This window comes from Exiguobacterium aurantiacum (genome assembly GCF_001766415.1).
Taxonomy (GTDB): Bacteria; Bacillota; Bacilli; order Exiguobacteriales; family Exiguobacteriaceae; genus Exiguobacterium; species Exiguobacterium aurantiacum_A.
Map to the genome: position 1 here is coordinate 270624 of NZ_MKXO01000003.1, position 23666 is coordinate 294289.

The window sequence follows — 23666 nt, forward strand, 5'->3', positions numbered from 1 at the left end:
CTGTCCCTCGGGGCAGCCTTTTATTTTTTATGAGAAAGGAGGGAACTCATGCTCTTCAGTTCGACGATTTTTTTATTCTGGTTTTTACCGATTGTTCTTATTCTCTATTATGTCGCACCGCGTTTTTTGAAGAACACGGTGCTCCTGATTGCCAGTTTATTGTTCTATGCATGGGGAGAACCGATCTATACGACGGTCATGCTCGCATCGATCGTCATGAACTATGCGTTCGGTCTGCTCGTCGACAACAACCGTGACGACAAGAAGAAGGCGAAATGGCTCGTCGGGGCGATGGTCGCTGGAAACGTGTTGCTGTTATCTGTCTTCAAATATACGAGTTTCATTATCGAGAACGTGAACGCCATCACGGGTCTCGAGCTGACCGATCCCAAAATCCCTCTACCGATCGGGGTGTCGTTCTTTACGTTCCAAGCGATGAGTTACGTCATCGATGTGTATCGAAAAGATGGGAAAGTCCAGCGCAACCCGCTCGACCTCGCGCTCTACATCTCGCTCTTCCCACAACTGATTGCCGGGCCGATCGTTCGCTATCAGACGGTCGCTGACGAGATCAATGATCGCCGTGAGACGATGGACGACTTTGCGAGCGGGGTGCAACGGTTTGTCATCGGTCTCGCTAAGAAAATGCTCCTCGCCAACAACGCCGGCTACGTGGCCGACCAAATTTTCTCGCAAGACGCCGGGGAGATGTCGATGGGCCTCGCTTGGATCGGGATTATCGCGTACTCGCTTCAGATTTATTTTGATTTCTCTGGATATTCCGACATGGCGATCGGGCTAGGACGGATGTTTGGTTTCCATTTCCTTGAGAACTTCAATTATCCGTACATTTCAAAGTCGGTGTCTGAATTTTGGCGCCGCTGGCACATCTCGCTCGGTAGTTGGTTCCGTGACTATGTCTATATCCCGCTTGGTGGGAACCGTGGCAGTGCGTGGAAGCTCTATCGTAACCTCGCCGTCGTCTGGATTCTGACCGGGGTTTGGCACGGTGCGAGTTGGACATTTATCGCCTGGGGTGCCTACTATGGAATCTTTATCATGCTTGAGCGGGCGTTCCTCGGGGCGTGGCTCAAAGCACTTCCGGCACCGCTCGCCCATGCGTTCACGTTGTTCGTCGTCATCATCGGTTGGGTGTTCTTCCGAGCGGATGACTTCCCGTACGCCATCTCGTACTTGGCGGCCATGTTCAACTTGAATGGAGCGGCGGTATGGGATAGTGAGGCGATGTTCTACTTCGTGCAATACGGGGTCATCTTACTGATTGCGATGATTGCGGCGACACCGCTCCCGAAAGTGTTTGGGGAAAAAGTGCTCCGTCTCGAACAGGAGAGCAAGAAACTATGGGTCAACTACATGGCCGGTTTCATGCGCCTCGGATTTATGGCGACAATCTTCATCTTCGCCGTGTCGTATATTATCGCGAGCAGTTTCAACCCGTTCATCTATTTCCGGTTCTAATTCCTGTTTGTTCTAAGCAACGGCTAGGAAGAGCGCACAACAAAGAGAGACGAGTCATCCTATTCGGGATGATTCGTCTCTCTTTTGTTTACTCATTCAACTTGTCGTGATAGAGCGGGATGAACTCACCGAGGTTGACGTTGTGGATGAACAAGACGACGTCGATGTCGTTATCCTTCACATACGTTTCAATCGATGACTCATCGAAATGGCGGATATCGATGACCGACAGATGACCAAAATGTTCCGGCAACAGCGTTAGCATCGGATTTGCGTACGAATCTTTCAAGATGAGTGTCCGTGTATCATTCTTCGGCGCCTCTTGGTCCATTGTGATGATCGGCCAGTTACGGTGTAAGAAGAGCGAGTACATCTCCGTGTACGTCTCTTCTGATTTGAGCGGTTTTTTGTTGATCAAATTACCGTTACACGGTTCGGCCCGGTTGTAACAAATCGAACTTGGCGTGAATCCGGCCTTTGGTTCCATCCATTCGAACGTATCACCGTTTTTGACGTATTGGAGCGTTGTGCTACGGGCGTAAGAGCCGTAGTATGGGCGGTCGTGCGCCTTCGTCCGGAGTTCGCCTGGCTTGAGCGGATCACTGACTTCGGGATGTTTGGCAGCAATCTGCTTCACCGTTTGGACGTAAGCCAGATAAGCGCCGTTTATATTCCAGTGGTAGTCGGTCTTATAAAAGACGTCACTCAATTTGTCTGCCGTGTTCAGTGGCTTCCGGTAATCCATGACCGTCATTCCCTCGACCGTAGCCAAGCTGTCACGCGTTTCTTTAAAGATTGTTGGTGCCTCGTTGCCCATGTAGTCAGGCATGTTCGGTTCGACTTCGACCATCGAAGCTTTGTTCGGGGCAAGCCCGAAGTAGACGTCGACGCCAGACGACTGCATCGATGTCGTGAACGCCGACAGATCATCGAGGAGCATGTTCGTATCGATCGTCTCTTTCATGGGAGATTCCATCGTCCCGTCAGCCGAAACATAAATCCCATTCTTCACAGTCTGCCGGAACAAGTCTTTCGATAAAAACGCATGTAAGCTGATCCAGCTGTCACGGTTAAAGACGTGATCGGTGACATACGTCTCGACGCTCTTCATATAGGCGCCGGACATGACGTTCTCGAACGTGAGGTCGGCGGTCGCTTTGGAGAGTTGGCGATTCTCCATGGCAGAGACTTCGCGTTTCTCCGAAGAGAGCGTCACATAGGCGCCGCCTATAAGAAAGGCTAAGAAGCCTATGATTAGCAAACTATGGAATACTCGTTTTGTAACGATATGTCGCGTCTCGTGCCGCTGTCGTGTGCTCCGAGGCGTAGGATTCAAGTTTTGCATTGTTGCGACTCCTTCAAATTCAAATTAATCCGATACTCATTCTACCATATATTTGCTTTACCTACTGTAACAAAAACGTATCAGTCAATCGAAGAAGCCGTTGATGCTATACTTGAAATCAAGGCAGGTGACCCCTATGCGACGACATCAAGCGGACGGTACGTACCGATACGTCCTCATCTTAGGGGCGAAAGTGAACGGGACGGCACCGTCACGGGCGCTCCGAAACCGAATCGACGTGGCGGCTACATATGCGCACCAATATCCGCACGTCAAACTAATCGCCTCCGGCGGGCAAGGTCCGGACGAAGGGATGGCCGAGGGGCGCGTCATTGCCCGGGAATTGATCGACCGTGGCGTCGACCCGGGACGCATTCACGTCGAAGCCGACTCGACGTCGACGTACGAGAACTTTTTATTCAGCCGCGACGTGTGGGCAGGCGAGACGGGACTGACGGTCGTGACGAACGACTTCCATGTGCGCCGGGCCCGGCTCGTCGGGCGGCTCTACTTCGGGCTCGGGACGGACGCGCTCTATGCCCCGACGCCGGCTGCCGCGAAAGCGAAGTATGTCATCCGTGAACAGCTCGCCTATATCAAGCTGTTGATCAACTATATGCGCTGGAAGTGGCGCCCATGAAAACAAGGACTTAGCGGTTGCTAAGTCCTTGTTCGTCGTGACAGCCGATCTCTTCAGACAACAACTTTCCGAACGCCTCGGCGCCATCGATGTTCAAATGGACACCGTCACTCTCAAAGTAGTCGGCTTTATCGGCGGACGCTTCATGCCAGTCGATGAGCGTGACGAAATCGTGCCGCTCGCTCGCGCGCTTGAGCAACTCGTTCACTTCACGTTCCCACGGGCGCGGGACATGCGTATTGATGACGTACACGTGATCGGCTGATTCAAACATACCGATCAACGTGTCGAGCTGTTCCATCTTGAAAGCTCCGTTCGTCCCGAGGTGGAGGAAGACGACGTGGCCGGGGGCGTCAAATTCACGATAGACCGCGGCGACGTCTTGCGCGTCACGGACTTGGCGGCCGACTTCGGCGTCGATCGTCATGTTCGGGAACGCGGTACCGAGATACTCGTTCAAGCCGAGCAAGACCGAGTCGCCGATGGCAAGGGCGGGCGGACATGACTCGACCGGCCGTTCGGTCGTCGTTTCTTTTGGCTTCGGCTTCGGTGCTTTGACGACCGGGAGCTCGTGTTGCCGGTCCGAGTTATCCGTGAACGCGAGGATCGTCAAATTCCCGACGAGGACGAATGACAAGACCGTCGCGGTTGTGATCGCGAACAGTCGAGCCGGTTTGATGTTGCGAGTCGGGATCAGGTTGCGGATGACATGGCGGAACCCGTCGCGGCGAATCGGCGTCTCGACGTAGCGGTAAGACGCTTCAGCGATGAGCAGCGTGATCATAACTTGACCGAGCGCGAGAAGGGGATTGAACGAACCGATCCGCTCAAGCGGGGTCGTCAAGATGATGACCGGATAGTGCCATAAGTAGATGCCGTACGTCCGTGTCCCGATCAACCGAAGCCAAGCGCTTCCAAACAGACGGGACCAGAGCGTCGACGGATGGGCCGTCGCGGCGATCAACACACCTGACGCCACGGCGACGAGCAAGAAACCTCCATAATACAGGAACGCATCATAAGCGTTCGCTGTCATCATGACCGTGACGAGCGTTATGAGCGCTCCGGCGCCACCGACGTTCAAAATACGAAGACCGAGCGCTGGCATGTCGCGCTTGAACGCATCCGGACGCCAACCGAACGCGAGCAACGCCCCGATGAGGAGCGCGAACAGACGCGTGTCGGTGCCGTAATAGACACGGCTCGGATCGGTCCCAGGTGTGAAGCTGATCGCCATCCAAACGGTTGAAGCGAGTAAGACGATGCCGGTGAGCTGGAGGAAGCGTTTCTTCATGGTCAGCCCAAAGATCAATAGCAGCGGCCAGACCAAGTAGAACTGCTCCTCGATCGAGAGCGACCACAGGTTTTGGAGCGGTGACGGCTTGCCGAAACTCTCGAAGTACGAGACGTCGTGGAAGATATACCACCAGTTGTTCACGTAGGCGAGCGCGGCGAGCGTATCTTGGCGCACCGTATCGAGCAGTCCGCGCTCGAACAACGTGACGTACGCCATGACGACCGATAGCATGAAGACGAGCGCCGGCAACAGGCGCCGGAACCGGGCGACATAGAATCGTTTCAAATTGATCCGTCCGTGTTTTGCTTGCTCACGAAGCAAGATGCCGGTGATTAAATAACCGGACAAGACGAAGAATAAGTCGACGCCAAGGAAGCCGCCGGGTATGTATGGTGCGTTCAAATGAAAGAGTATGACTGCAAAAACGGCGAACGTGCGCAGGCCATCGAGACCTGGCATATACGTTGTTTTATGGTGTAAGGGCTGCATGACCCCACTTCCTTTCTCAAGTCCGAGCGGAACGTTTCCCTCTTTTGTAAAGGGATCCATACTCCAGTATAGCGAGCGCTAGACTTGAAAAAGTTTCAAATGATTAACATTTTAACTTGCGAAGTGGAGAATAACAGGGAACAAAAAAAGGGACACGAAGTCCCTAGTCACGTTACAACATTCCGATAATCGTCCCGCCGATGACGCCAGCGATGACGAGTGCCCAAGGCGGCAGTTTCCAATAGGCGATCATGACGAACAAGAGGGCGGCGAAGACGAAGTCGACGGCGCCATTCACCGTGCTCGTGAAGATCGGCTGATAGAATGCGGCGATCAAAATTCCGACGACGGCCGCATTGACACCAATCAACGCACCGGCCACTTTCGGGTTGCGCCGGAGTGCGTCCCAAAACGGTAACGCCCCGAGGATGAGCAGGAACGCCGGCAAGAAGATGGCGAACGTCGCGAGCAGTCCGCCCGGGACACCGTTGATGACGGTCCCGAGGTACGACGCGAACGTGAACAGCGGACCCGGTACGGCTTGGGCCGCCCCGTAGCCGGCGAGGAACGCCTCTTCGCTCAAGAATCCGGCCGGGACGAGCTCGCGCTCGAGGAGCGGCAAGACGACGTGACCACCGCCGAAGACGAGGGCACCAGACCGGTAAAAGCTGTCGAACAAGGCGAGCGACTGGCTTTCAATCGTCTCGCGCAAGAGCGGCAAGATGACGAGTAACGCTCCGAACAGACCGAGCAGCGTCGCCCCGAGCCGTTTCGAGAGCGGGAACGAGGCCGACTTGACGTCAAGGTTTTGCGGCTTGAACAGCAAGAATCCGGCGAGCGCGGCCAAGACGATGACGAGCACTTGGCTATACGTCGTCTGCCAGAGGAGCACACCGGCGAGCGCGAAGAAGGCGATCGTCCGCGTCTTTGCGTCCGGTGTCAGTTTGCCGGCCATACCGAGAATGGCGTGGGCGACGATGGCGACGGCGACGACTTTCAAGCCGTACAGCCAGCCCGCGTCCGAGACGTCGAGTCCTGAGACTAAAAGGGCGAACAAGATGAGGGCGATGACGGACGGTGCCGTGAAGCCGATGAACGAGGTGATACCGCCGAGGATACCGCCACGGACGATGCCGATCCCGATCCCGACTTGACTGCTCGCAGGGCCAGGTAAGAACTGACAGAGGGCGACGAGGTCGGCATACGTTCGCTCGTCCATCCATTTCCGACGCCTTACGTATTCCTCATGGAAGTAGCCGAGGTGGGCGACCGGTCCGCCGAACGACGTCAAGCCGAGCCGGGTCGATACGAATAAAATCTCCAGTAACGTCTTGAACGTCACACGTTGATTGGCCATTGGTTTCACTCCTTGATCTCTTTGAATAGTTCGTGCGCTTTTTGACGGGCTTCGGCCAAGACGACGAGCCCTTTTTCGGTCGTCGTATAGTTCTTGCGGATATGACCGTCGACCAACTCGTTCGTCCGAGCGAGCAGGCCGTCTTGTTCCATGCCGTGCAGGATCGGATAGAGCGTCCCGGCACTGATCGCGTAACCGTGCTCGCGCAGCTCTGCGACCATCCACGCCCCATAAACCGGGTGTTCGGACGCATGGTGCAAGATGTGGATATGAATAAAACCAAGAAACAGCTTACGAAGGACGCGGTCTTCCACTTGCTTCATCTCCTTGAAATCGATTTTCGATATCGGGTTTCGTAATCATACTAACAACGGGGAGGGAACCGTGCAACCTGTGAGGCGGCATTTACAAAAACTTAACCTTTGCACATTGGCAGGAATCGATTCGGAAAATATAGGGAATTCATCGAAAATGAGGTAAACTAAAATGTAGAAAAACAGCGTAGGAGGAAATGACGTGACAGAACGAGACAGCACCCAATACAGATCTTTGTTGCGCCATATGCCCCAAGGCTACGTCGAATTCAAAGTCATCTTCGACGGTGCCGGGGAGCCGGTCGATTATGAGTTTGTCGAAGTGAACGAAGCGTTCGAAAAAATGATGAAGGCGAAGCGCAAACAGTTTCTCGGCGGACGCATCACCAAGCAGTTGAAAGACTTTGAATACAGCGAACGCGAATGGATCGTTCAAGTCGCGCGAGCGGTGAACAACGGCGAGACGATCAAGTTCGAACACTTCTCGCGCCGAAACAAAGCGTGGTATGAACTGTCCGTCTTCAGCGAACGACCAGGTTACGTCTCGACCTTGTTCCATGACATCACCCCGCACGTCCAAGAGAACAACGCCTTGAAACAACTCGTCAACGTGTCGCATCGCTTCGTCGCCACGGGCCGGGAACTGTTGATGAACCAACATTTCCTTGACCAAATCCGGGACTTCACCGGTGCGAAAGCGGTGACGCTCAACTTGATGAATGACGATGGACAAACGTACTCGACGGTCGCGATCTCTGGGATCGACGAGCTGCTCGAACGCAGCTTGGATGTCCTCGGCTTCCACCCGGTCGGCAAGAAATGGCCGATGAGCCGGAAACGTATCGAGCTGTTGGAGTTGCCGAGTCCGATCATCTTGGACGAGATCGACCCGCTGCTTGAAGGCGTGTTGCCGAAACGGCTCGTCAAAAACATTTTACGCATCTTCGACCTCGGGCAAGTCATCTTGTTCAAGATTGAAAAAGACGGCGTCTTTTACGGTGATTTGACGATCGTCATGCAAGGGAAGAAGCGGGCCGACCGTCTCGGTCTCGTCGAGCTGTACATCGTCCATATCCTCGAACAGATGACGAAAGTCGACCGTCAAGTCGGTGAGGCGAAAGAATCGATGTTTGAAGGGTTCGCCACCGTCGACCTCGAGTGCATCATGTCATTGACGACGCGAGACGTACTGCATTTGAATAAGGCGTGGGAGCGTGTGCTCGGCTTCCCAATCGAGTCACTCGAGAACATGGACTTCATCGGGCTCGTCCATCCTGACGATCAGGCGAAGACCGAAGCGGCCTTTAGTGAGCTCGATACGGCGCGTGAACTGTTCCGGTTCGTCAACCGCTTCCGGACGATCGATGGAGATTACCGCTCGATCGAATGGCATTGCAAAGTCCAAGGCAACTACATCTACGCCGTCGCCAAGGACGTGACCGAACGCGTCCAGCTCGAAGAGGAACTCGCCGAGCGCGACCGTCTGCTGACGAAGTTGTCCGACCAGGTCCCTGGCGCCATCTACCAGTTCGAGCTCCGGCCGGACGGGTCGTTCTACTTCCCGTTCTTCAGCCGTGGCTTTGAAGTGTTGACCGGGGTCACGGCGGACGAGGTGAAACGGGATGCGAATCTCATCTTCTCAAAAATCCATCCGGACGATTATCCGCAAGTGATGGCGAGCATCCAAGAGTCATATCGCAGCTTGACGATTTGGGACGCCGAGTTCCGGGTGTACATGCCGGACGGGCGGACGAAGTGGATCCTCGGGTCGTCCCGTCCCGAGAAGCTCGCCGAGGGGCACGTGCTCTGGCACGGCTACATCGGGGATGTGACCGAGAAGAAGACGTACGAGATGGAAATCGAGTATTTGAGCTATCACGACCAGTTGACCGGGGTGAAGAACCGCCGCTACTTCGACGAGGCGCTCGTCACGTTCGACGAGCCGGGCTATTACCCGCTCGCCCTTATCGTCGTCGACATCAACGGCCTGAAACTGACGAACGACGCGTTCGGCCACTTGGTCGGAGACCGCCTCTTGATCGAAGCGACGAATATTTTGAAGCGTGAAATCAGCGGTGTCGATACGGTCGCCCGGATCGGCGGTGACGAATTCGTGATCATCTTGCCGAATACGCCGTTGTCTGACGCGCGGCAGTTGTCCAATCGATTGAGCCGTTTATTCCTTGAAAAATCGATTGAAGGGTTGCCGATCTCGGCATCGTTCGGAGAAGCGGTCAAAACCGACGGCGCACTGTCGATCATGGACGTGTTCAATTTGGCTGAAGACCAGATGTACCATCATAAAGTGTCCGAGAAGCAGAGCCGCCGCCACTCTTCGATTCAATTGATCATGCGGACGCTGTATGAGAAAATCCCGCGCGAAGAGGCGCACTCGCAGCGTGTCGCCGAGCTATCAGGTCAGCTTGGCGAGGCGATGAACTTGACGAGCAGTGACGTGAACGAGTTGAAGACGGCCGCCATCTTGCACGATATCGGCAAGGTCGCGATCAGTAATGAGATTCTCGACAAATCGGGTGCTTTGACCGAAGCCGAGTGGCGCGAGATCAAACGACATCCCGAGGTGAGCTACAATATTTTGAGCACTGTCCCTGAGTACGGGACGCTGTCAGAGATCGTGCTGTCGCACCATGAGCGTTGGGACGGGAACGGTTATCCAAACGGCATCAGCGGGTTTGATATTCCGCTCGCCTCCCGAATCATCGCGCTCGCCGACACGTTCGACGTCATGATGACGGGCCGACCGTACCGCCAAGCGAAGACGCTCGCCGAGGCGCTCGCCGTCATCGAACAAGAGGCAGGTCGTCAGTTCGACCCTGTGCTCGTCGAGGTGTTCTTCCAAAAGATTGTTCCGACGTTACAACGCTAACAGGCGAGACGCTCTGATGAGTGTCTCGCCTTTTTTGTGTCATGTGAGCGGTCGTTTTTTCAACGCGAAGACGGTCGCTGCGAACACGATGAGCGCCATACCGACCATGACGAGGACAGACAGCGTCGGGAACCGATCGTCATACATGTCGGCGACCCCGCTATTGAACCAATAGGTCGGCAAGAAGCGTCCAACGAGCTGGAGCGACTCCGGGAGCCACGTCAAGCTGATAAAGGCGCCCCCGGTGATGGCGGCGGCCATCGTGACCGACGTCTGCCAAATGTTCGCCTTGTCCCGATTCGTCGCGAGGACCGCGATGAGTGAACCGATCGCGAGACAGACGAACAAATAGACGGTGAACAACAACGTGAGCACGGGGAGGTGAGCGATGATGTCTTGCCGATAGAGGACGGCGCTAAAGACGAGCAGCATGAGCACGTAGATGAGGCCGACGGCGCAAAATGATAAAAACAGCGACCCGACGTAGCGGCGCGGCGTGACCGGTGCCGCGAACAAGCGCGAGTAAATCAATTCATCCCGGTCGTCGGCGACAAAAAGCGGAATGAATTGGAGGAACGCCGACATCATGACGAACGACAACAGCCCGAGGAACGCCTGTGTCCGCGCGGTCGTGCCGACACTTTCTTGGAACGGCTCGCTCGAGAGCGTGTAACCGTTCATTGTCTCCGCTTCCGCCAACTCGAGGAACCGCCCTTCGTCAAACTCACTCGCCGCGAGCAGTTGCCGCTCGCGGGAAAGATGGGAGTTGAGCGCCTGTTCGATCAAGGCGGCGTCACTCCCTTCGGTCGCGCTGAACGAGAGCCGCGGAATGTCGCCGGCGAACAAGTCTTCCGTAAAACCGTCCGGGATCGTTAAGACGATATCTTGTCCTTCGAGCAGCGCCTCGTCGGCCTCGTCCGTCTCAAGCGGTGTCACCGAACCGAACCGGCCCGCCTCTTCGATGACCCGGCCCGACAACGAGCCGCCGTCACGGTCGAGAATACCGATCGAGACGTTCAAAGCAGATGTCGAGTTGAGGAACGACAGGACGAGGGCGAATCCGAAGACGGATACGAACGTGAACACCCATAACCCTTTTCTTCGGAGCATCCGTTTAGCGACATGCCTAAACAAGACCACGGCGGCTCACTCCTTTCCACAACAGCAGGCTGATCACGGTGAAGACGGCGACGTGCAGGGCGAGCCAACCGAGACCTTGCCAAAACAAGGTGACGTCCCCGCCCCGGAGCAGCACTTGGAGGATGCCGTCGCGCATAAAGATCGGCATGAACACGTACTTCGCCCACGGTGCGACGCTTAACGTCACTTGGTCGAATCCGGGGACGTAGCCCCCGGAGAGGATCATGATGATGGCGACGCTACCGTTGACGATCGCGTCTTTCGTGCCGCGCGTGATGCGAGGCAAACTGGCGATTATAAATCCGAACGCGGTGCCGTAAAGGGCGAGTGCGACCCAGGCGAGAAACAACAGTCCGAAGTGGACGTAGTCGAGCGAGAAGCTTCGGTAGACGAAGTGGCTGAACCAAAAGACGAGCACGAGCTGCAGGAAGATGAGCACGTAACGGCTGACCGTGCGGGCGAGCCTATATTCGATCGTTTTGACCGGAGCCGCTTGGATGCGCAGGTAGCTGCCTGTCATCGGCTGTTCTTCACTGAGCATGCCCGTGATATAGAAGGCGCCGAACAAGGCGGTCATGATCGAAATCGTGACCGTGAAGTATTCGAGCGAGGTCGGGGTGCGGCCCGACAAGTCGACGCTCTCGCTGTCGATGAACGTCTCCGGCTCGAACGGGACGGCGACGCCTGACTCGGCGAGCATGATCTGTTGATTGGCGACGTCGGTATATTGCCGGATGACCGCCTCGAGCACATCGAACTCGATCGTCGTCGGTTCTTCATACAAGAGACGCACGTTTGACCCGTCGAGGTGCAAGATGACGTCGGCATCGCCGTCGTTGACGCCACGTTCGGCAGCGGCGACGCTGTCGTACGGGACGAGGTTGACGAACGCCTTGATGTCATCGTCGGCGAGGAACGTCTCGAGCGGGACGCGATAGTCGTCGGTCGACTGCTCGACATAAGCGACGTCTGTGACCGGGAGTGAGAAATCGTTACTGAAAATGGCAGACAGCATCGTGCCGAGCCCGAAGATGAGGATGATCGGGAACAGCAACATCCAAAACAAGGTCGAGCGGTCGCGCAGTTGTTGTTTGACATCGTATTTGATGAACGTCCACGTCTTCATGACCGTCACTCCCTTAGCGTCTTGCCAGTCAAGGCCAGGAAGACGGTATTCAAGGACGGGCGGTCGACAGTGATCGACGTGAACCGGACCTTCGCGTCGTGGAGCACGTCGAGGAGCGGGGCGAGCGGCGTGTCTTTCTCGAGCGACACCTCGATGTACGGCTCATGATACTCGACTTTCTTTACTTGACTGAGTGCGCCGAGCCGTTCGATGAGCCCTGGCGTCAAGGCATCAACTTTGATGCGGGCCGTCTCGAGCGTCATGACTTGGTCTTTCAACTCGTCTTGCGTCCCTTCGGCGATGATCTTCCCTTCGTCGACGATGGCGACGCGGTCGCACAGCATCTCGACTTCCTCCATGTAATGGGACGTATAGATGATCGTCGCCCCGCGCCGGTTCAACTCACGGATGTTCTCGAGGATCGTGTTCCGCGACTGCGGGTCGATGGCGACGGTCGGTTCGTCCATAAAGATGAGCTCCGGTTCATGGACGATGCCGCAGGCGATATTTAAACGACGCAGCAGCCCTCCGGACAGTTCCGGCGGACGTTTCTTTTGGTGAGCGGTCAGCTCGACGAAGTCGAGGGCGGCCTCGGTCTTTTGTTTCGCCTCGGCCGGCTTGAAGCCATAAAGTTCGGCGAAAAATTGGATGTTCTCGAACACGGTCAGCTGGTCATAGACGGAGACGTGCTGCGGGACGATGCCGACGCGTTGCTTGATCGCCTGTTCGTCTTTCGGCATGACGCGGTCAAAGATACGGATCGTACCACTGTCGGCAGGATATAGGTTGAGCATGACGGAGATGGCGGTCGTCTTGCCGGCCCCGTTCGGACCGAGCAGACCGAACAGTTCGCCTGCTTCGACGTGGAGCGAGAAGTCGTTCAAGGCAATCGTCTCCCCGAAACGCTTCGTGACATGGTCGAGTGCGATGATGGACACGTGGACGCAACCCCTTTCAGATGGACGGACAGAAAAAGAGCATACAGAGATTTGTTCCCGTTTGCAGGGATTTTGAACGTGTTGGCGAATCATTTTATTATAGTCCGATTATTCAGACAATTATAAAAAGAGGGAAGTAGGGATTGAGTATGAAAGGGTGGCAGTTCAACAAAGGAGAAGCGGGTGAAAAATTTCCTGACGAGATGGCGTGGGCGTTGTTTTGCACGGTCGAGCCGAAGCGGATGGATGCGACGCTCCCGTTTTATTATGACGAGTCGGTGTTCCGCTTCACGAACGGGAAAGAGTCGTTCTATTTTAAAGTCTCCCCGAGCTACCACGAGTTCGAGGTGAACGTCAAAGGCGAGACGGGCGAACTGCTCTACTATCAACTGCTCCGCACCGTCAGCAAAGTTGAAGTGCTCGAAGACCGGCGCGACCATGGGGAGCTTTTAATCGTCATGACCGAGGACCGGACTCGGACCGTGACGACGATCGAGCTGACCGTCCGGCCGCGGTTTCGTGTGCTCGTCAAAGAGCACTATGTTTGAGTTTTCTTCAGAGTGGTACATTGTTTAGACACGATACCACGAGGAGGAGATTCATATGAAAGACGGACTAAACAAAAAAGTCGACGGGTTCATCGATAAAGCGGCCGGAAAAGCGAAAGAAGCAGTCGGCAAATCGTCGGACAATCAGTCGCTCAAACGTGAAGGTCAAAAGGATCAAGTCAAAGGTACGGCAAAAGAGAAGACGGGCCAAGCCCAGCAAGATCTCGAAAGCTTGAAAGACGAGCGCCGCTAATCAAAATGGAGGACCGCCATGGGGCGATCCTCCATTTTTCATTTCGTCAAAAACACTTGGACATGAATCGTCGATCCTTGTGCGTTTTTCGCTGTGCCGACCCCGAGATGCGTGAAGCGGCCGTTCAAGATGTTGGCGCGGTGCCCGCTCGAGTTCATCCAAGCGTCGACCGCTTGGCCAGGGTCGCTCGACCCCATATAAATATTCTCGCCCCAGCCACGATAGTTGACGTTGTAGGCGTCGAGCGTGTCACCCGGGCTGCCGTTCTCACGGAGTTGGTGCGAGAATTGACCGGTCCGTGCCATCTCATCGGCCCGGACTTGGGCGACGCGGTTCGCTTCGCTCGAGGCGGCGAGCGTTGTCAGGCCAGCCGCTTGGCGCTCTTTGTTCGTCTCGCTCAAGACGCCGCTCGCGGGAGCGGTGAACGTGACGTGTTTCGCCATGATGTAACCGGTCTTCGTCCCACTCGTCGCCTTATACCAACGTGTCGAGCCGGTATAACGGTACGAGCTCGTCTCGAGCTTTACACCTTGGCGGAGGAAAGCGACGTTCGAAGACGTCGTGAGCGGCCGTGATTTCAAATAGACGCTCGACGGGGCGACGTAAGCCGTTTTCTTGAACGCGACTTCCGCCGTCGATAGTTTGACGTAAGCGGCCGGGACGTAGGCGACCCCAGCCCCCCATTTGATCTTGTACCACGTTGATCCGCCGACGGTGAACGACGTCCGGACGGTCATCGTGCCGTAACGCTTGATCGAGCCGAGTCGTGCTGCTGAAAGCGACGGTGTTTTGCGGACCGGGAGCTGGCTGATGCCCGTGACCGAACCTTTCGTGTTGATTGCTGTTTCTGTATACGCCGCTTGGACGGTGGCCTGTTCGAGCGGGAGTGAAGCCGTCGACGGGGTGAACGTGAGCGCCGCGGCGAGTGCGCTTGATACGAGGATGGTAGTTGGTTTTTTCAAGAGGGAAGTCTCCTTTTCCGATAATATAACCATATAATATATTGAATAGGGCAATAGTGGGTATTACCATTGGATTACAAATAAGGGCAGACTCAAAAGAGCCTGCCTTCGTTTCATTTATACAGAAGATAATCTTTACGAATCGGTAAGAACGCATCGCGCTCGGCGTCGACTTTATCCATGATCGCCTCAAGCGACTCTCCGTCGAGGATCATGTCCTTCACGTAGGCGTTTCCGGTCAGCTTCGTGATGAAGTCGTTCGCGAGGAACTCGAAGTCGGCCGGGTACAAGTCGTGCGCCACTTTCAACATGGCGATGCCGGTCTTGACCGCTTCGAACTTCGTCGGTTCGGTGACGTAGACCTCGACGCCGTGCGATAGCTTGCCCGCATTCTTCGAGAACGTTGGTGTGAACGAGGCGGCGCGGAACTTAACACCTGAAAGGTCGAGCGCGTTCAGCGTCTTGGCGTACTCGTGCGCGTTGATGTACGGGGCGCCGATCAATTCGAACGGTTTCGTCGTGCCGCGCCCTTCGGACAGGTTCGTTCCTTCGAACAGTCCAGTCGCCGGATAGACGTTGACCGTGTCGGTCGTCGGCATGTTCGGTGACGGCATGACGAACGGGAGGCCTGTATCTTCGTACAGCATCGAGCGTTTCCAGCCTTTCATCTTGACGACTTCGAGGTCGGCTTGAAGTTGGTATTCACGGTTGAACAGACGTGCGAGTTCACCGACGGTCATGCCGTGTTTGAGCGGGATCGGGTACAGGCCGATGAAGCTTGAATAGGCCGGATCGAGCACCGGTCCTTCGACACGGAGGCCACCTTGCGGATTCGGCCGGTCGAGGACGACGAACAGGATGTCATTCTCGGCCGCAGCTTCCATCGCGTACGCCATCGTATAGATGTACGTGTAGTAACGGGTGCCGACGTCTTGGATATCGAAGACGAGCACGTCGACGTCTTTGAGCATCTCAGGCGTCGGTTTTTTCGTCGCCCCGTACAAGCTATACACCGGAAGACCGGTCACGTCGTCGATATACGAGCTGATCGTCGAGCCGGCCTGCGCATCACCGCGGACGCCGTGCTCCGGTCCGTACAGTGCCGTCAGTTCAAAGTCGTCCGCGTTGTGAAACAAGTCGACGATGCTCGTCATCGTGGCATCGACACCGGTCGGGTTCGTGATCAGCCCGACGCGTTTACCTGCGAGCAGTTCCGGGTCGTCCATCAACCGGTCGACCCCGAGTTCAACTTTCGGTTTCTTCGGTGTCGACTTGGCATCGGCGTCGAGCAAGACGACGGATGAGGTCACGAGCGTTAGGGCAGCGAGGCCACCAATCCATTTCTTCATAAGAGTTCCTCCTTTAGGAAATGTAAGCGCTTTAACAACTACTCAGAGTGTAGCATTTTGTATTTATAATTCAATAAAATATATCGTAAATAGGAAATTAGATTTCTTAATTTGATTCGTTATACCTAAAAAAGCCACCGATTTCTCGGTGGCTCATGAATCAATGGACGGCGAAAATGCCAATCAAGGGTCAAGAGGAACGACTCAAAAATAATAAACGCTTGGATGCGATAACCAACGCCAGACCGATCAAGACAATGCTAGTGACGAGCGGCCACGTGACACTGATATCTTCGATCAACGCTTGACCCGACAATCCGCCAAGGTTCCAAGGCAACCAGTCCCAATCGATCCAACTGAGCAGGAGCGATAAGACGAAGTGGACACCGAGTGTGATGACGAGGGCGACGAGTCCGCTCTCGAGCAGCGCGGCGAATAAGAAGAAGATCGACAGCTGCACGACGAAATGGACGATCAATAGACCCGTGGAAATGACAAAGTCCGTCACATCGAACGAGTCGAACAAGATGACCGTATAATAGGCGGCTGTGCCTTGGGCGAGCAAGATGGAAACAGCGGAAAGTAACGTGTAGTGTGCCCATTTACTCATGACGATGCGAGAAGCCGGAATGTTGAGCGACTTGAGCCAAGCGAGCGTACCGAGTGTACGTTCTTGGCTGAACGTATGCATCGCCGACAGCAAGACGACGAGCAGGCCGATCTGTCGTAGCTGCTCACTGACCGATAAGAGTACTTCGGCCGGTGTCGGCGTCGGGATCTCGATGACGGTCCCGTCCGGCAAGTTGCCGCCTGACGCTAAAATGTCTGGTAAGAAGTAGAGCGTGAGCGGCTGCATCGCCGCGAGCAACATCAGAGCGACCGGCACCCAAACGAGCCGTTTATTGCGCCACGATTCTTTCCATTCTTGTTTAAAGATGGCTGTCCGCATTAAGCGTTCACCTCCAAAAACAGTGATTCGAGCGACGGATGACCGACGTGGAACGATTGGATCATCAGTCCTTGGGCGAGGACGCGTTGCAGAATCGCCCGCTCGGACATCGTTTTATCGGACGTCTCGAACGTCCATGTCGTCCCCGTCCGCGAGACACGGACGACACCCGCGAGCGCGTTCCAATCGTCTTCTGTCGTCGTGTCATCGAACAGGCGAAGTTGGATGGATGATTTGGCCCCGAGCAAATCGGTGACGGTGCCTTCCATGAGCAGGCGTCCTTGCCGAAGCAGGAGCACCCAGTCGCTCGCCTCCTCGGCGTCAGGGAGCACGTGCGTCGAATAGAGAATCATCCGCTCGCGCTTCAAGTCACTCAAGAGATCGAGCACTTCCCGGCGGCCGCGCGGGTCAAGCGCCGACACCGGTTCATCGAGCAACAATAGTTCCGGGTCATGGACGAGCGCTTGGGCGATGCCGAGCCGTTGCCGCATCCCGCCTGACAAGTGCGCCGCCGGGCGGTCGACCGGTTCTAAGCCGACGCGTTTTAAGAGGTTCAAGGCGTCGACGCCGGTCGTGCCCGTCAAGTCGGCCGCATATTTAATCGTCTCGACCGGTGTGAGGGAAGGGTAAAGCGCCGGACGTTGTGGTAAATAACCGACCCGGATTGTGTCGTGACCCTCGATCTGTCCGGACGTCGGCGTCGTCACACGGGCGATCATGTTGAGGAGCGTCGTCTTGCCGGCCCCGTTCTCGCCGAGGAGCGACGTGCAGCCCGGGCGTAGCGAGAAGCTGACGTCATCGAGCGCGGTGAACGTGCCGAATCGTTTTGTGAGATGGCTCGCGTTCACTGTTTTGTCCGTCCCCAGAGGAAATAGACGATCGGACCGAGGATGTTGATAAAGACGATGACGAGGAGCCACACCCATTTCGGTCCGTTCGTTTCAGGTCGCTTGAATAAATCGATCATGGCGACGACGAGGAGGATCAGTTGCAGTAACAATAAAGGCAGTAAAATTAATAGTAACGTACCCGGGTCGTTCATAATTTCCATAAAATTTCCCTCCTTAGTTAGTTGTACATACACTATTTGATTCCACACATAGGACGTTGTTCCTGTATCAGACACAAAAAATCCCTTTCTCGAACCGAGAAAGGGAGCAAGTTATTTGACGATGATGACCGGTGCTTGCGCCCGTTTGGCGAGTTTATGGCTGACGCTGCCGAGGACGAACTCTTGGAACGTATTGAGGCCGCGCGAGCCGACGACGATATATTCAAACGGATCGCGATTGGCGTATTTGACGAGCTCGACGTCCGGTTCACCGCGGAGTTCGACGTATTCATAGGCGATGCCTTCCGCTTCGATCGTATCGAACAACGGTTGCATCATGCGTTTTCGTTTCGCTTCGAGATCAATCTTGCCGGTCGAGTGGAGCGCGGCCTCTTTCGATTCTTTCGAACTGACGACGTGAACGATATCAATCGATGCGTCTGACGCTTTTGCGAGTTGGATTGCCTTCGTTAAAGCCCGTTTCGAGTGATCCGAGCCATCTGCCGCTAAAAAGATTTTACCCATTCTTTCAACGCCTCCTCTTATACGCTTGCTACTACAAGTATATGCGATTTTTTATGAAAGCGCATTCGTAATTGTGTCGATTCGAGATACAGAAAAAAAGGAAGTGAACGCTGTGGTTCACTTCCTTTTTGATTATCGGACGATGACGACCGGCGCGAGCGCGCGTTTGGCGAGCTTATGGCTGACGCTGCCGAGCACGAACTCTTGGAACGTGTTCAAGCCGCGCGAGCCGACGACGACGTATTCGAACGGTTCATGGTTCGCATACTTGACGAGCTCAACGTCTGGTTCACCACGGAGCTCGATATATTCGTACTCGAGTCCGGCTGCTTCGATCGCTGTGAAGAAACGCTGCATCCGCTGCATCCGTTTCGCCTCCAGGTCGATCTTGCCTGTTGATTGCAGGGCACTTTCTTTTGACTCTTTCGAGCTGACGACGTGAACGACATCGATTTTGGCGTTCGAGACTTTCGCGAGCTCGATCGCTTTCGCGGTCGCGCGCATCGAATGGTCCGATCCGTCAACGGCTAAGAAGATTTTTGTCATGTGAATCCCTCCCGAATTAATGTCCGATGCCCGCATCTTGTTGTTTCAAGTGCAGCGCGAGCGTATTGAGCAGCTTCTCTGAATCTTTGTTCAAGTTCAACAGTTCTGGCTCGATACCGTGCACACGGTATTTGAAGACGACTTTGTCGATGGCGCCGATGGCCGAATCGTCCCAAAGGTGTGTGTTCGAGAAGTTGATCGTCACATGTTTGATGTCTGCTTCGATATCTTCTTCGACATCGAATTGGTTGACGAACTCAGACGTTGATGCGAAGAACAATTGACCGTTCACGACGTAGTGGGCGTGGTCGGCTTCGACGTTGCGGTCGAGTTCGACTTTCGAGATTTTCGCGGCGAACAAAATCGCAGCTGTTAAAATCCCGGCGAATACACCGATTGACAAGTCGTGCGTGAGCACAGTGACGAGCACGGTGACGAGCATGACGACCGTATCCGACTTTTGTGCCGTCCGGAGCGCTTTAAGTGAGCCCCAGTCAAACGTCGCATACGATACGAAGAACATGACGCCGACGAGGGCGCCGACTGGAATCAACATAAGAACGTCACTGATTGTCATGATCATGATGAACAACGCGAGTCCGGCGACGAACGTCGATAGACGGCCACGTGCTCCAGACGAGACGTTGATGACCGATTGGCCGATCATCGCACAACCTGGCATCGCGCCGAAGAAGCCGGCGATGATGTTGGCGATCCCTTGACCTTTTGACTCACGATTCTTGTTCGAATCCGTTCCTGTCATGTCATCGACGATTTGAGCCGTGAGCAACGACTCGATCAAGCCGACGAAGGCGAGTGAGAAGGCATACGGCAAGATGATCATGAGCGTCTCGAGCGTGAACGGAACGTCAGGGAATAAGAATTCCGGCAACGTTGCTGAGATCGTCCCCATGTCGCCGATGTTTTTCGTATCGAGCCCCATAAAGACAGCAAGCAGCGTCATCGCGACGATGGCGACGAGCGGTGCCGGGATTGCGCCCGTGATACGTGGGAACAAGAAGATGATGACGAGTGATGCGGCGACGATCGCCCACATGATCCAGCTCTCGCCTTCAAAGTTTGGTAATTGAGCTTGGAAGATCAAAATAGCGAGGGCGTTAACGAAGCCGACCATGACCGCACGCGGGATGAACTTCATAAGACGCGCTATACCAAAGAACCCGAGCACGATTTGAATGATACCGGCTAAAATACCGGCTGCTAATAAATATTGGAGACCGTAATCTCGAACTAAATCGACAACGAGGAGCACCATGGCCCCGGTTGCAGCTGAAATCATCGCTGGTCGACCGCCCGTGATCGAAATGACCATGGCGATAATGAATGAAGCGTATAGACCGACCATCGGGTTCAGTCCAGCGATGAGTGAGAATGCGATCGCCTCAGGGATGAGGGCGAGCGCGACGACGATCCCCGCAAGGACGTCAGCCCGGACGTTACCGAGCCATTCTTGTTTGACAGTATTCAATTTTTCCAAAAAGAACACACCTCTCTTTATAGTTTTGACTTTGACCTCCGAGTCTCACGAAGATCAAATGCGTCATTATATGAAGGAAGCGGTTAAACCGACACATGTTTTCACAACGTGTTTTATCATAACGAACTTTTTCAGAAAAGACAATTGCTTATCATTAAAAACTATGGTAATTTCATAACGTAAAGGTTATATAACGGTTTTGTTATACACGGAGTAAAGGAGAATGACGATGCATACCGCAGAAGAACTGAGTAAAGTGCTCAAAGTGCTCGCTGACCCGACGCGGTTGACGATGTTAAAGCAGATGCAGGATGGGGAACAGTGTGCCTGCAGCTTCGTTGACTGCTTCGACATCTCGCAGCCGGCGATCAGCCGGCATTTGAAGATGATGCGGCAAGCGGGACTGCTGCTCGAGCGCCGGGACAAGCAATGGATCCATTACCGGTTGAACGAGGCGAGCCCGTTCTATTCGATCGTCGTCGATCTGCTCGGACAAGTCGAGATGATCGATGCGAGCTGTGACTGTGACGCCGAGTGTGCCATTTAAGGAGGAATAAACGATGAAACTTGAAGTATTCGAACCGGCCATGTGCTGTCCGACCGGACTATGTGGCCCATCGATCGACCCGGAACTGACGCGGGTCGCGACAATCCATTACGTGTTGAAACAACGCGGTTTCGACGTCGAGCGTTATAACCTCGCCTCGGAGCCGAACCGTTTCGTTGAAAACGCAAACGTGCAAGCCGAGATCACGAAAGGGCTCGACACGCTCCCGCTCACCGTCATCGACGGTGAGATCGTCAAACGCGGCGCCTACATGACGAACGAAGAGATCGCTGAACTGACCGGTCTCCCGGTCGCGGCGTTCGCGAAACAAGACGGCGAGAAACCGAAAGTCCGCATCACGCTTAAAAAATAAGGAGGCGCGTCATGATGAATCGCTTTGATTTTAATACGATTGAGCCGACCCGTTACATGTTTTTGACCGGGAAAGGCGGCGTCGGGAAGACGTCGACCGCCTCGAGCCTCGCCTTGACGCTCGCTGACCGTGGCAAGCGCGTCTTGCTCGTCTCAACCGACCCGGCAAGTAATTTGCAGGACGTGTTCGAGATGGAACTTGACGAGACACCGCGAGCAGTCCCGGGGACGGAGCTATTGATTGCGAACTTCGACCCGGAAGAAGCGGCAAAAGCGTATATGGAACGCATGGTCGGCCCGTATCGCGGCGTGCTCCCGGACGTCGCCATCCAGTCGATGGAAGAGCAACTGTCCGGTGCCTGCACGGTTGAGATCGCGGCGTTCGACCAGTTCACCGAGCTGTTGACGTCAGAGACGGCCCGTGACACGTACGACCATGTCATCTTCGACACGGCACCGACCGGGCATACGCTCCGGTTGCTCACGCTCCCGAGCGCGTGGGACGAATTTTTAGAGACGAACACGACCGGCGTCTCATGCCTCGGTCCGCTCGCTGGTCTATCAGACAAGCAACACCAATATAAACGGGCGGTCGAGACGCTCTCGAACGGGGACGAGACGACACTGTTGCTCGTCGCCCGTCCTGAGACGTCGACGCTCGTCGAGGCGAGTCGTGCCGCGACGGAGCTCCACGCCATCGGGATCGAGCGGATGCAACTCGTCATCAACGGTGTCGTCGACCCGGCGGAAGGTACGGACCGTTATACGAGACGGTTCATCGAGCGCCAACAAGACGCGCTCGACAACTTGCCACAAGGCGTCGACACGCTCGAGACGTTCACGCTCCCATACGCCTACGAGAACTTGGTCGGCGTCCCGGCACTGCGCCGCTGGGTGAACGGGGAGACGGTCGACGTACCGGATATGACATATGATGCGAGCCGTTACGGTTCGATCGATACGCTCGTCGATGAAGTCGAAGCGGACGGTCCGAGCGTCATCATGACGATGGGCAAAGGTGGGGTCGGCAAGACGACGCTCGCCTCACTCCTCGCCGTCGCTTTGAGCGAACGCGGCCACGCCGTCCATTTGACGACGACCGACCCGGCGGCACACGTCGCTTTCACAATCGGTGAGGACGTGCCCGCCACGTTCACCGTCGACGCGATCGACCCGAAAGTCGAGATCGAGAACTATCGGGCCGACGTGTTCCATGAAGCGGGGGACATGACCGACGAACAGCACGCGATGCTTGAAGAAGACTTGCGTTCGCCGTGTACGGAAGAAATTGCGGTGTTCCGTGCTTTCGCCGGTCAAGTCGCCAAAGCGAAAGACCGGTTCGTCGTCATCGACACGGCACCGACCGGACATACACTGCTCTTGCTCGACGCGACCGAGAGCTACCACCGTGAGCTCGAACGCTCGACCGGTGTCGTCCCGGAAGCGGTCCGCGAGCTGTTACCGAAGCTTCGTGACCCGAAACAGACGCACGTCGTCATCACGACGCTCCCTGAAGCGACACCGGTGTATGAAGCCGAGCGGCTCGTCACCGACTTGGAACGGGCCGGCATCCGTCCGTTCGCCTGGGTCGTCAACCAATCGTTCACACCGCTCGACGTCGAAAGTAAGCTGCTCACGGCGAAAGTCGCGAGTGAGGCGATTTGGCTCGAACGGGTGAACGCGTATCCGCGCCCGACGCTGCTCTCGTGGCAAGAACACTTGCCGGTCGGCTATCCGGCGTTATCACAACTATTGAAGGAGGAAATCAAATGAACATCACAAACGAAGCAATCGATTTTATGAAAACAGCACTCGAGGATGAAGAAGTGAAATCAGTCCGGATCTGTACGGAAGCAGGGTGCTGCGGACCGACGCTCGGTATGCACATCGCCGCTCCGGAAGCGACGGACGACGTGAAAGACTATGACGGCCTCACATTCGCTGTCTCGAAAGACGCAGAAGCGATGGCTGAGAACGTCACGCTCGACGTCGAAATGACAGAAGACAGCGCGAGCCTCGTGCTCCGTGGTCTTCAAGAAACGTGCTAACAAAAA

The 23666-nt window shown here is 55.3% G+C and carries 24 protein-coding genes; 9 read left to right on the plus strand and 15 right to left on the minus strand.

Features of this window, described 5'->3' with window-relative positions; translation table 11 throughout:
• Positions 1-48: 48 nt before the first annotated feature.
• Complete coding sequence (locus BJU60_RS08910; RefSeq protein ID WP_070328537.1) at positions 49-1479, plus strand: MBOAT family O-acyltransferase; 1431 nt, start codon at positions 49-51, stop codon at positions 1477-1479.
• Between the two features lie 88 nt (positions 1480-1567).
• Here BJU60_RS08910 and BJU60_RS08915 read toward each other — a convergent pair whose 3' ends face one another.
• Positions 1568-2659 (minus strand): DHHW family protein, encoded by a 1092-nt coding sequence (locus tag BJU60_RS08915; protein WP_167615712.1) that lies wholly within the window; start codon positions 2657-2659, stop codon positions 1568-1570.
• A 301-nt stretch (positions 2660-2960) separates the two neighbouring features.
• Here BJU60_RS08915 and BJU60_RS08920 point away from each other — a divergent pair, with 301 nt between their 5' ends.
• On the plus strand, positions 2961-3464 hold the full coding sequence (locus tag BJU60_RS08920; RefSeq protein WP_083274087.1) for a YdcF family protein: 504 nt from the start codon (positions 2961-2963) through the stop codon (positions 3462-3464).
• 10 nt (positions 3465-3474) lie between these two features.
• Here BJU60_RS08920 and BJU60_RS08925 read toward each other — a convergent pair whose 3' ends face one another.
• From BJU60_RS08925 to BJU60_RS08935, 3 genes are all read right to left on the minus strand, one after another.
• Positions 3475-5250, minus strand: coding sequence for an acyltransferase family protein (locus BJU60_RS08925; RefSeq protein ID WP_070328540.1), 1776 nt, complete (start codon positions 5248-5250; stop codon positions 3475-3477).
• A gap of 172 nt (positions 5251-5422) precedes the next feature.
• Positions 5423-6607 carry a chromate efflux transporter gene (chrA, locus tag BJU60_RS08930; protein ID WP_070328541.1) on the minus strand — a complete coding sequence of 395 codons (1185 nt, stop codon included), beginning with the start codon at positions 6605-6607 and terminating at the stop codon, positions 5423-5425.
• Positions 6608-6612: 5 nt separating this feature from the next.
• Positions 6613-6921 (minus strand): PadR family transcriptional regulator, encoded by a 309-nt coding sequence (locus BJU60_RS08935; RefSeq protein WP_070328542.1) that lies wholly within the window; start codon positions 6919-6921, stop codon positions 6613-6615.
• A gap of 202 nt (positions 6922-7123) precedes the next feature.
• Here BJU60_RS08935 and BJU60_RS08940 point away from each other — a divergent pair, with 202 nt between their 5' ends.
• The gene (locus BJU60_RS08940) at positions 7124-9808 is read left to right on the plus strand and encodes an HD domain-containing phosphohydrolase (RefSeq protein WP_254281678.1); all 2685 of its coding nucleotides are present in this window, start codon (positions 7124-7126) and stop codon (positions 9806-9808) included.
• Positions 9809-9847: 39 nt separating this feature from the next.
• Here the strand turns inward: BJU60_RS08940 and BJU60_RS08945 are convergent, their stop codons facing one another.
• The 3 genes from BJU60_RS08945 to BJU60_RS08955 are packed head-to-tail and all read right to left on the minus strand — an operon-like array spanning position 9848 to position 13012.
• Positions 9848-10948 carry an ABC transporter permease gene (locus BJU60_RS08945; RefSeq protein WP_070328543.1) on the minus strand — a complete coding sequence of 367 codons (1101 nt, stop codon included), beginning with the start codon at positions 10946-10948 and terminating at the stop codon, positions 9848-9850.
• Entirely contained in the window at positions 10935-12074 is a 1140-nt protein-coding gene (locus BJU60_RS08950) for an ABC transporter permease (protein WP_254281679.1), read from the minus strand. Before BJU60_RS08950 ends, BJU60_RS08945 begins: the two co-directional genes overlap by 14 nt.
• A gap of 5 nt (positions 12075-12079) precedes the next feature.
• Positions 12080-13012, minus strand: coding sequence for an ABC transporter ATP-binding protein (locus tag BJU60_RS08955; protein WP_070328545.1), 933 nt, complete (start codon positions 13010-13012; stop codon positions 12080-12082).
• A 149-nt stretch (positions 13013-13161) separates the two neighbouring features.
• Here BJU60_RS08955 and BJU60_RS08960 point away from each other — a divergent pair, with 149 nt between their 5' ends.
• A complete protein-coding gene (locus tag BJU60_RS08960; protein WP_070328546.1) occupies positions 13162-13560 on the plus strand; it encodes a hypothetical protein in 399 nt (132 codons plus the stop codon).
• A 55-nt stretch (positions 13561-13615) separates the two neighbouring features.
• Positions 13616-13813, plus strand: coding sequence for a CsbD family protein (locus BJU60_RS08965; RefSeq protein ID WP_070328547.1), 198 nt, complete (start codon positions 13616-13618; stop codon positions 13811-13813).
• A 38-nt stretch (positions 13814-13851) separates the two neighbouring features.
• Here BJU60_RS08965 and BJU60_RS08970 read toward each other — a convergent pair whose 3' ends face one another.
• The 8 genes from BJU60_RS08970 to BJU60_RS09005 all read right to left on the minus strand — a co-directional run bounded on the left by BJU60_RS08970 (position 13852) and on the right by BJU60_RS09005 (position 20693).
• A complete protein-coding gene (locus BJU60_RS08970; RefSeq protein WP_070328548.1) occupies positions 13852-14775 on the minus strand; it encodes a CAP domain-containing protein in 924 nt (307 codons plus the stop codon).
• Between the two features lie 113 nt (positions 14776-14888).
• On the minus strand, positions 14889-16124 hold the full coding sequence (locus BJU60_RS08975; RefSeq protein ID WP_070328549.1) for an exo-beta-N-acetylmuramidase NamZ family protein: 1236 nt from the start codon (positions 16122-16124) through the stop codon (positions 14889-14891).
• 190 nt (positions 16125-16314) lie between these two features.
• The gene (locus tag BJU60_RS08980; protein WP_070328550.1) at positions 16315-17073 is read right to left on the minus strand and encodes an ABC transporter permease; all 759 of its coding nucleotides are present in this window, start codon (positions 17071-17073) and stop codon (positions 16315-16317) included.
• Positions 17073-17921, minus strand: a complete 849-nt coding sequence (locus BJU60_RS08985; protein ID WP_070328551.1) for an ABC transporter ATP-binding protein — start codon at positions 17919-17921, stop codon at positions 17073-17075. Before BJU60_RS08985 ends, BJU60_RS08980 begins: the two co-directional genes overlap by 1 nt.
• The gene (locus tag BJU60_RS08990; RefSeq protein ID WP_083274089.1) at positions 17918-18124 is read right to left on the minus strand and encodes a PLD nuclease N-terminal domain-containing protein; all 207 of its coding nucleotides are present in this window, start codon (positions 18122-18124) and stop codon (positions 17918-17920) included. The genes BJU60_RS08985 and BJU60_RS08990 overlap by 4 nt, the downstream gene beginning before the upstream one ends.
• Positions 18125-18235: 111 nt before the next feature.
• Positions 18236-18649, minus strand: coding sequence for a universal stress protein (locus tag BJU60_RS08995; RefSeq protein WP_070328552.1), 414 nt, complete (start codon positions 18647-18649; stop codon positions 18236-18238).
• A 132-nt stretch (positions 18650-18781) separates the two neighbouring features.
• The gene (locus BJU60_RS09000) at positions 18782-19195 is read right to left on the minus strand and encodes a universal stress protein (protein ID WP_070328553.1); all 414 of its coding nucleotides are present in this window, start codon (positions 19193-19195) and stop codon (positions 18782-18784) included.
• Between the two features lie 16 nt (positions 19196-19211).
• Positions 19212-20693 (minus strand): SulP family inorganic anion transporter, encoded by a 1482-nt coding sequence (locus BJU60_RS09005; protein WP_070328554.1) that lies wholly within the window; start codon positions 20691-20693, stop codon positions 19212-19214.
• Positions 20694-20922: 229 nt separating this feature from the next.
• Between BJU60_RS09005 and BJU60_RS09010 the strand changes: the two genes are divergently transcribed.
• Genes BJU60_RS09010 through BJU60_RS09025 form a run of 4 tightly spaced genes read left to right on the plus strand, consistent with a single transcriptional unit; the run spans position 20923 to position 23660 of the window.
• Positions 20923-21240: an ArsR/SmtB family transcription factor gene (locus BJU60_RS09010; RefSeq protein WP_070328555.1), complete on the plus strand. Its 318-nt coding sequence runs from the start codon at positions 20923-20925 to the stop codon at positions 21238-21240.
• Between the two features lie 13 nt (positions 21241-21253).
• A complete protein-coding gene (arsD, locus tag BJU60_RS09015; protein ID WP_070328556.1) occupies positions 21254-21613 on the plus strand; it encodes an arsenite efflux transporter metallochaperone ArsD in 360 nt (119 codons plus the stop codon).
• A gap of 14 nt (positions 21614-21627) precedes the next feature.
• Positions 21628-23385 carry an arsenical pump-driving ATPase gene (gene arsA / locus BJU60_RS09020; protein ID WP_254281680.1) on the plus strand — a complete coding sequence of 586 codons (1758 nt, stop codon included), beginning with the start codon at positions 21628-21630 and terminating at the stop codon, positions 23383-23385.
• On the plus strand, positions 23382-23660 hold the full coding sequence (locus tag BJU60_RS09025) for a Fe-S cluster assembly protein HesB (RefSeq protein WP_070328558.1): 279 nt from the start codon (positions 23382-23384) through the stop codon (positions 23658-23660). The genes arsA and BJU60_RS09025 overlap by 4 nt, the downstream gene beginning before the upstream one ends.
• The last annotated feature ends 6 nt before the right edge of the window (positions 23661-23666 follow it).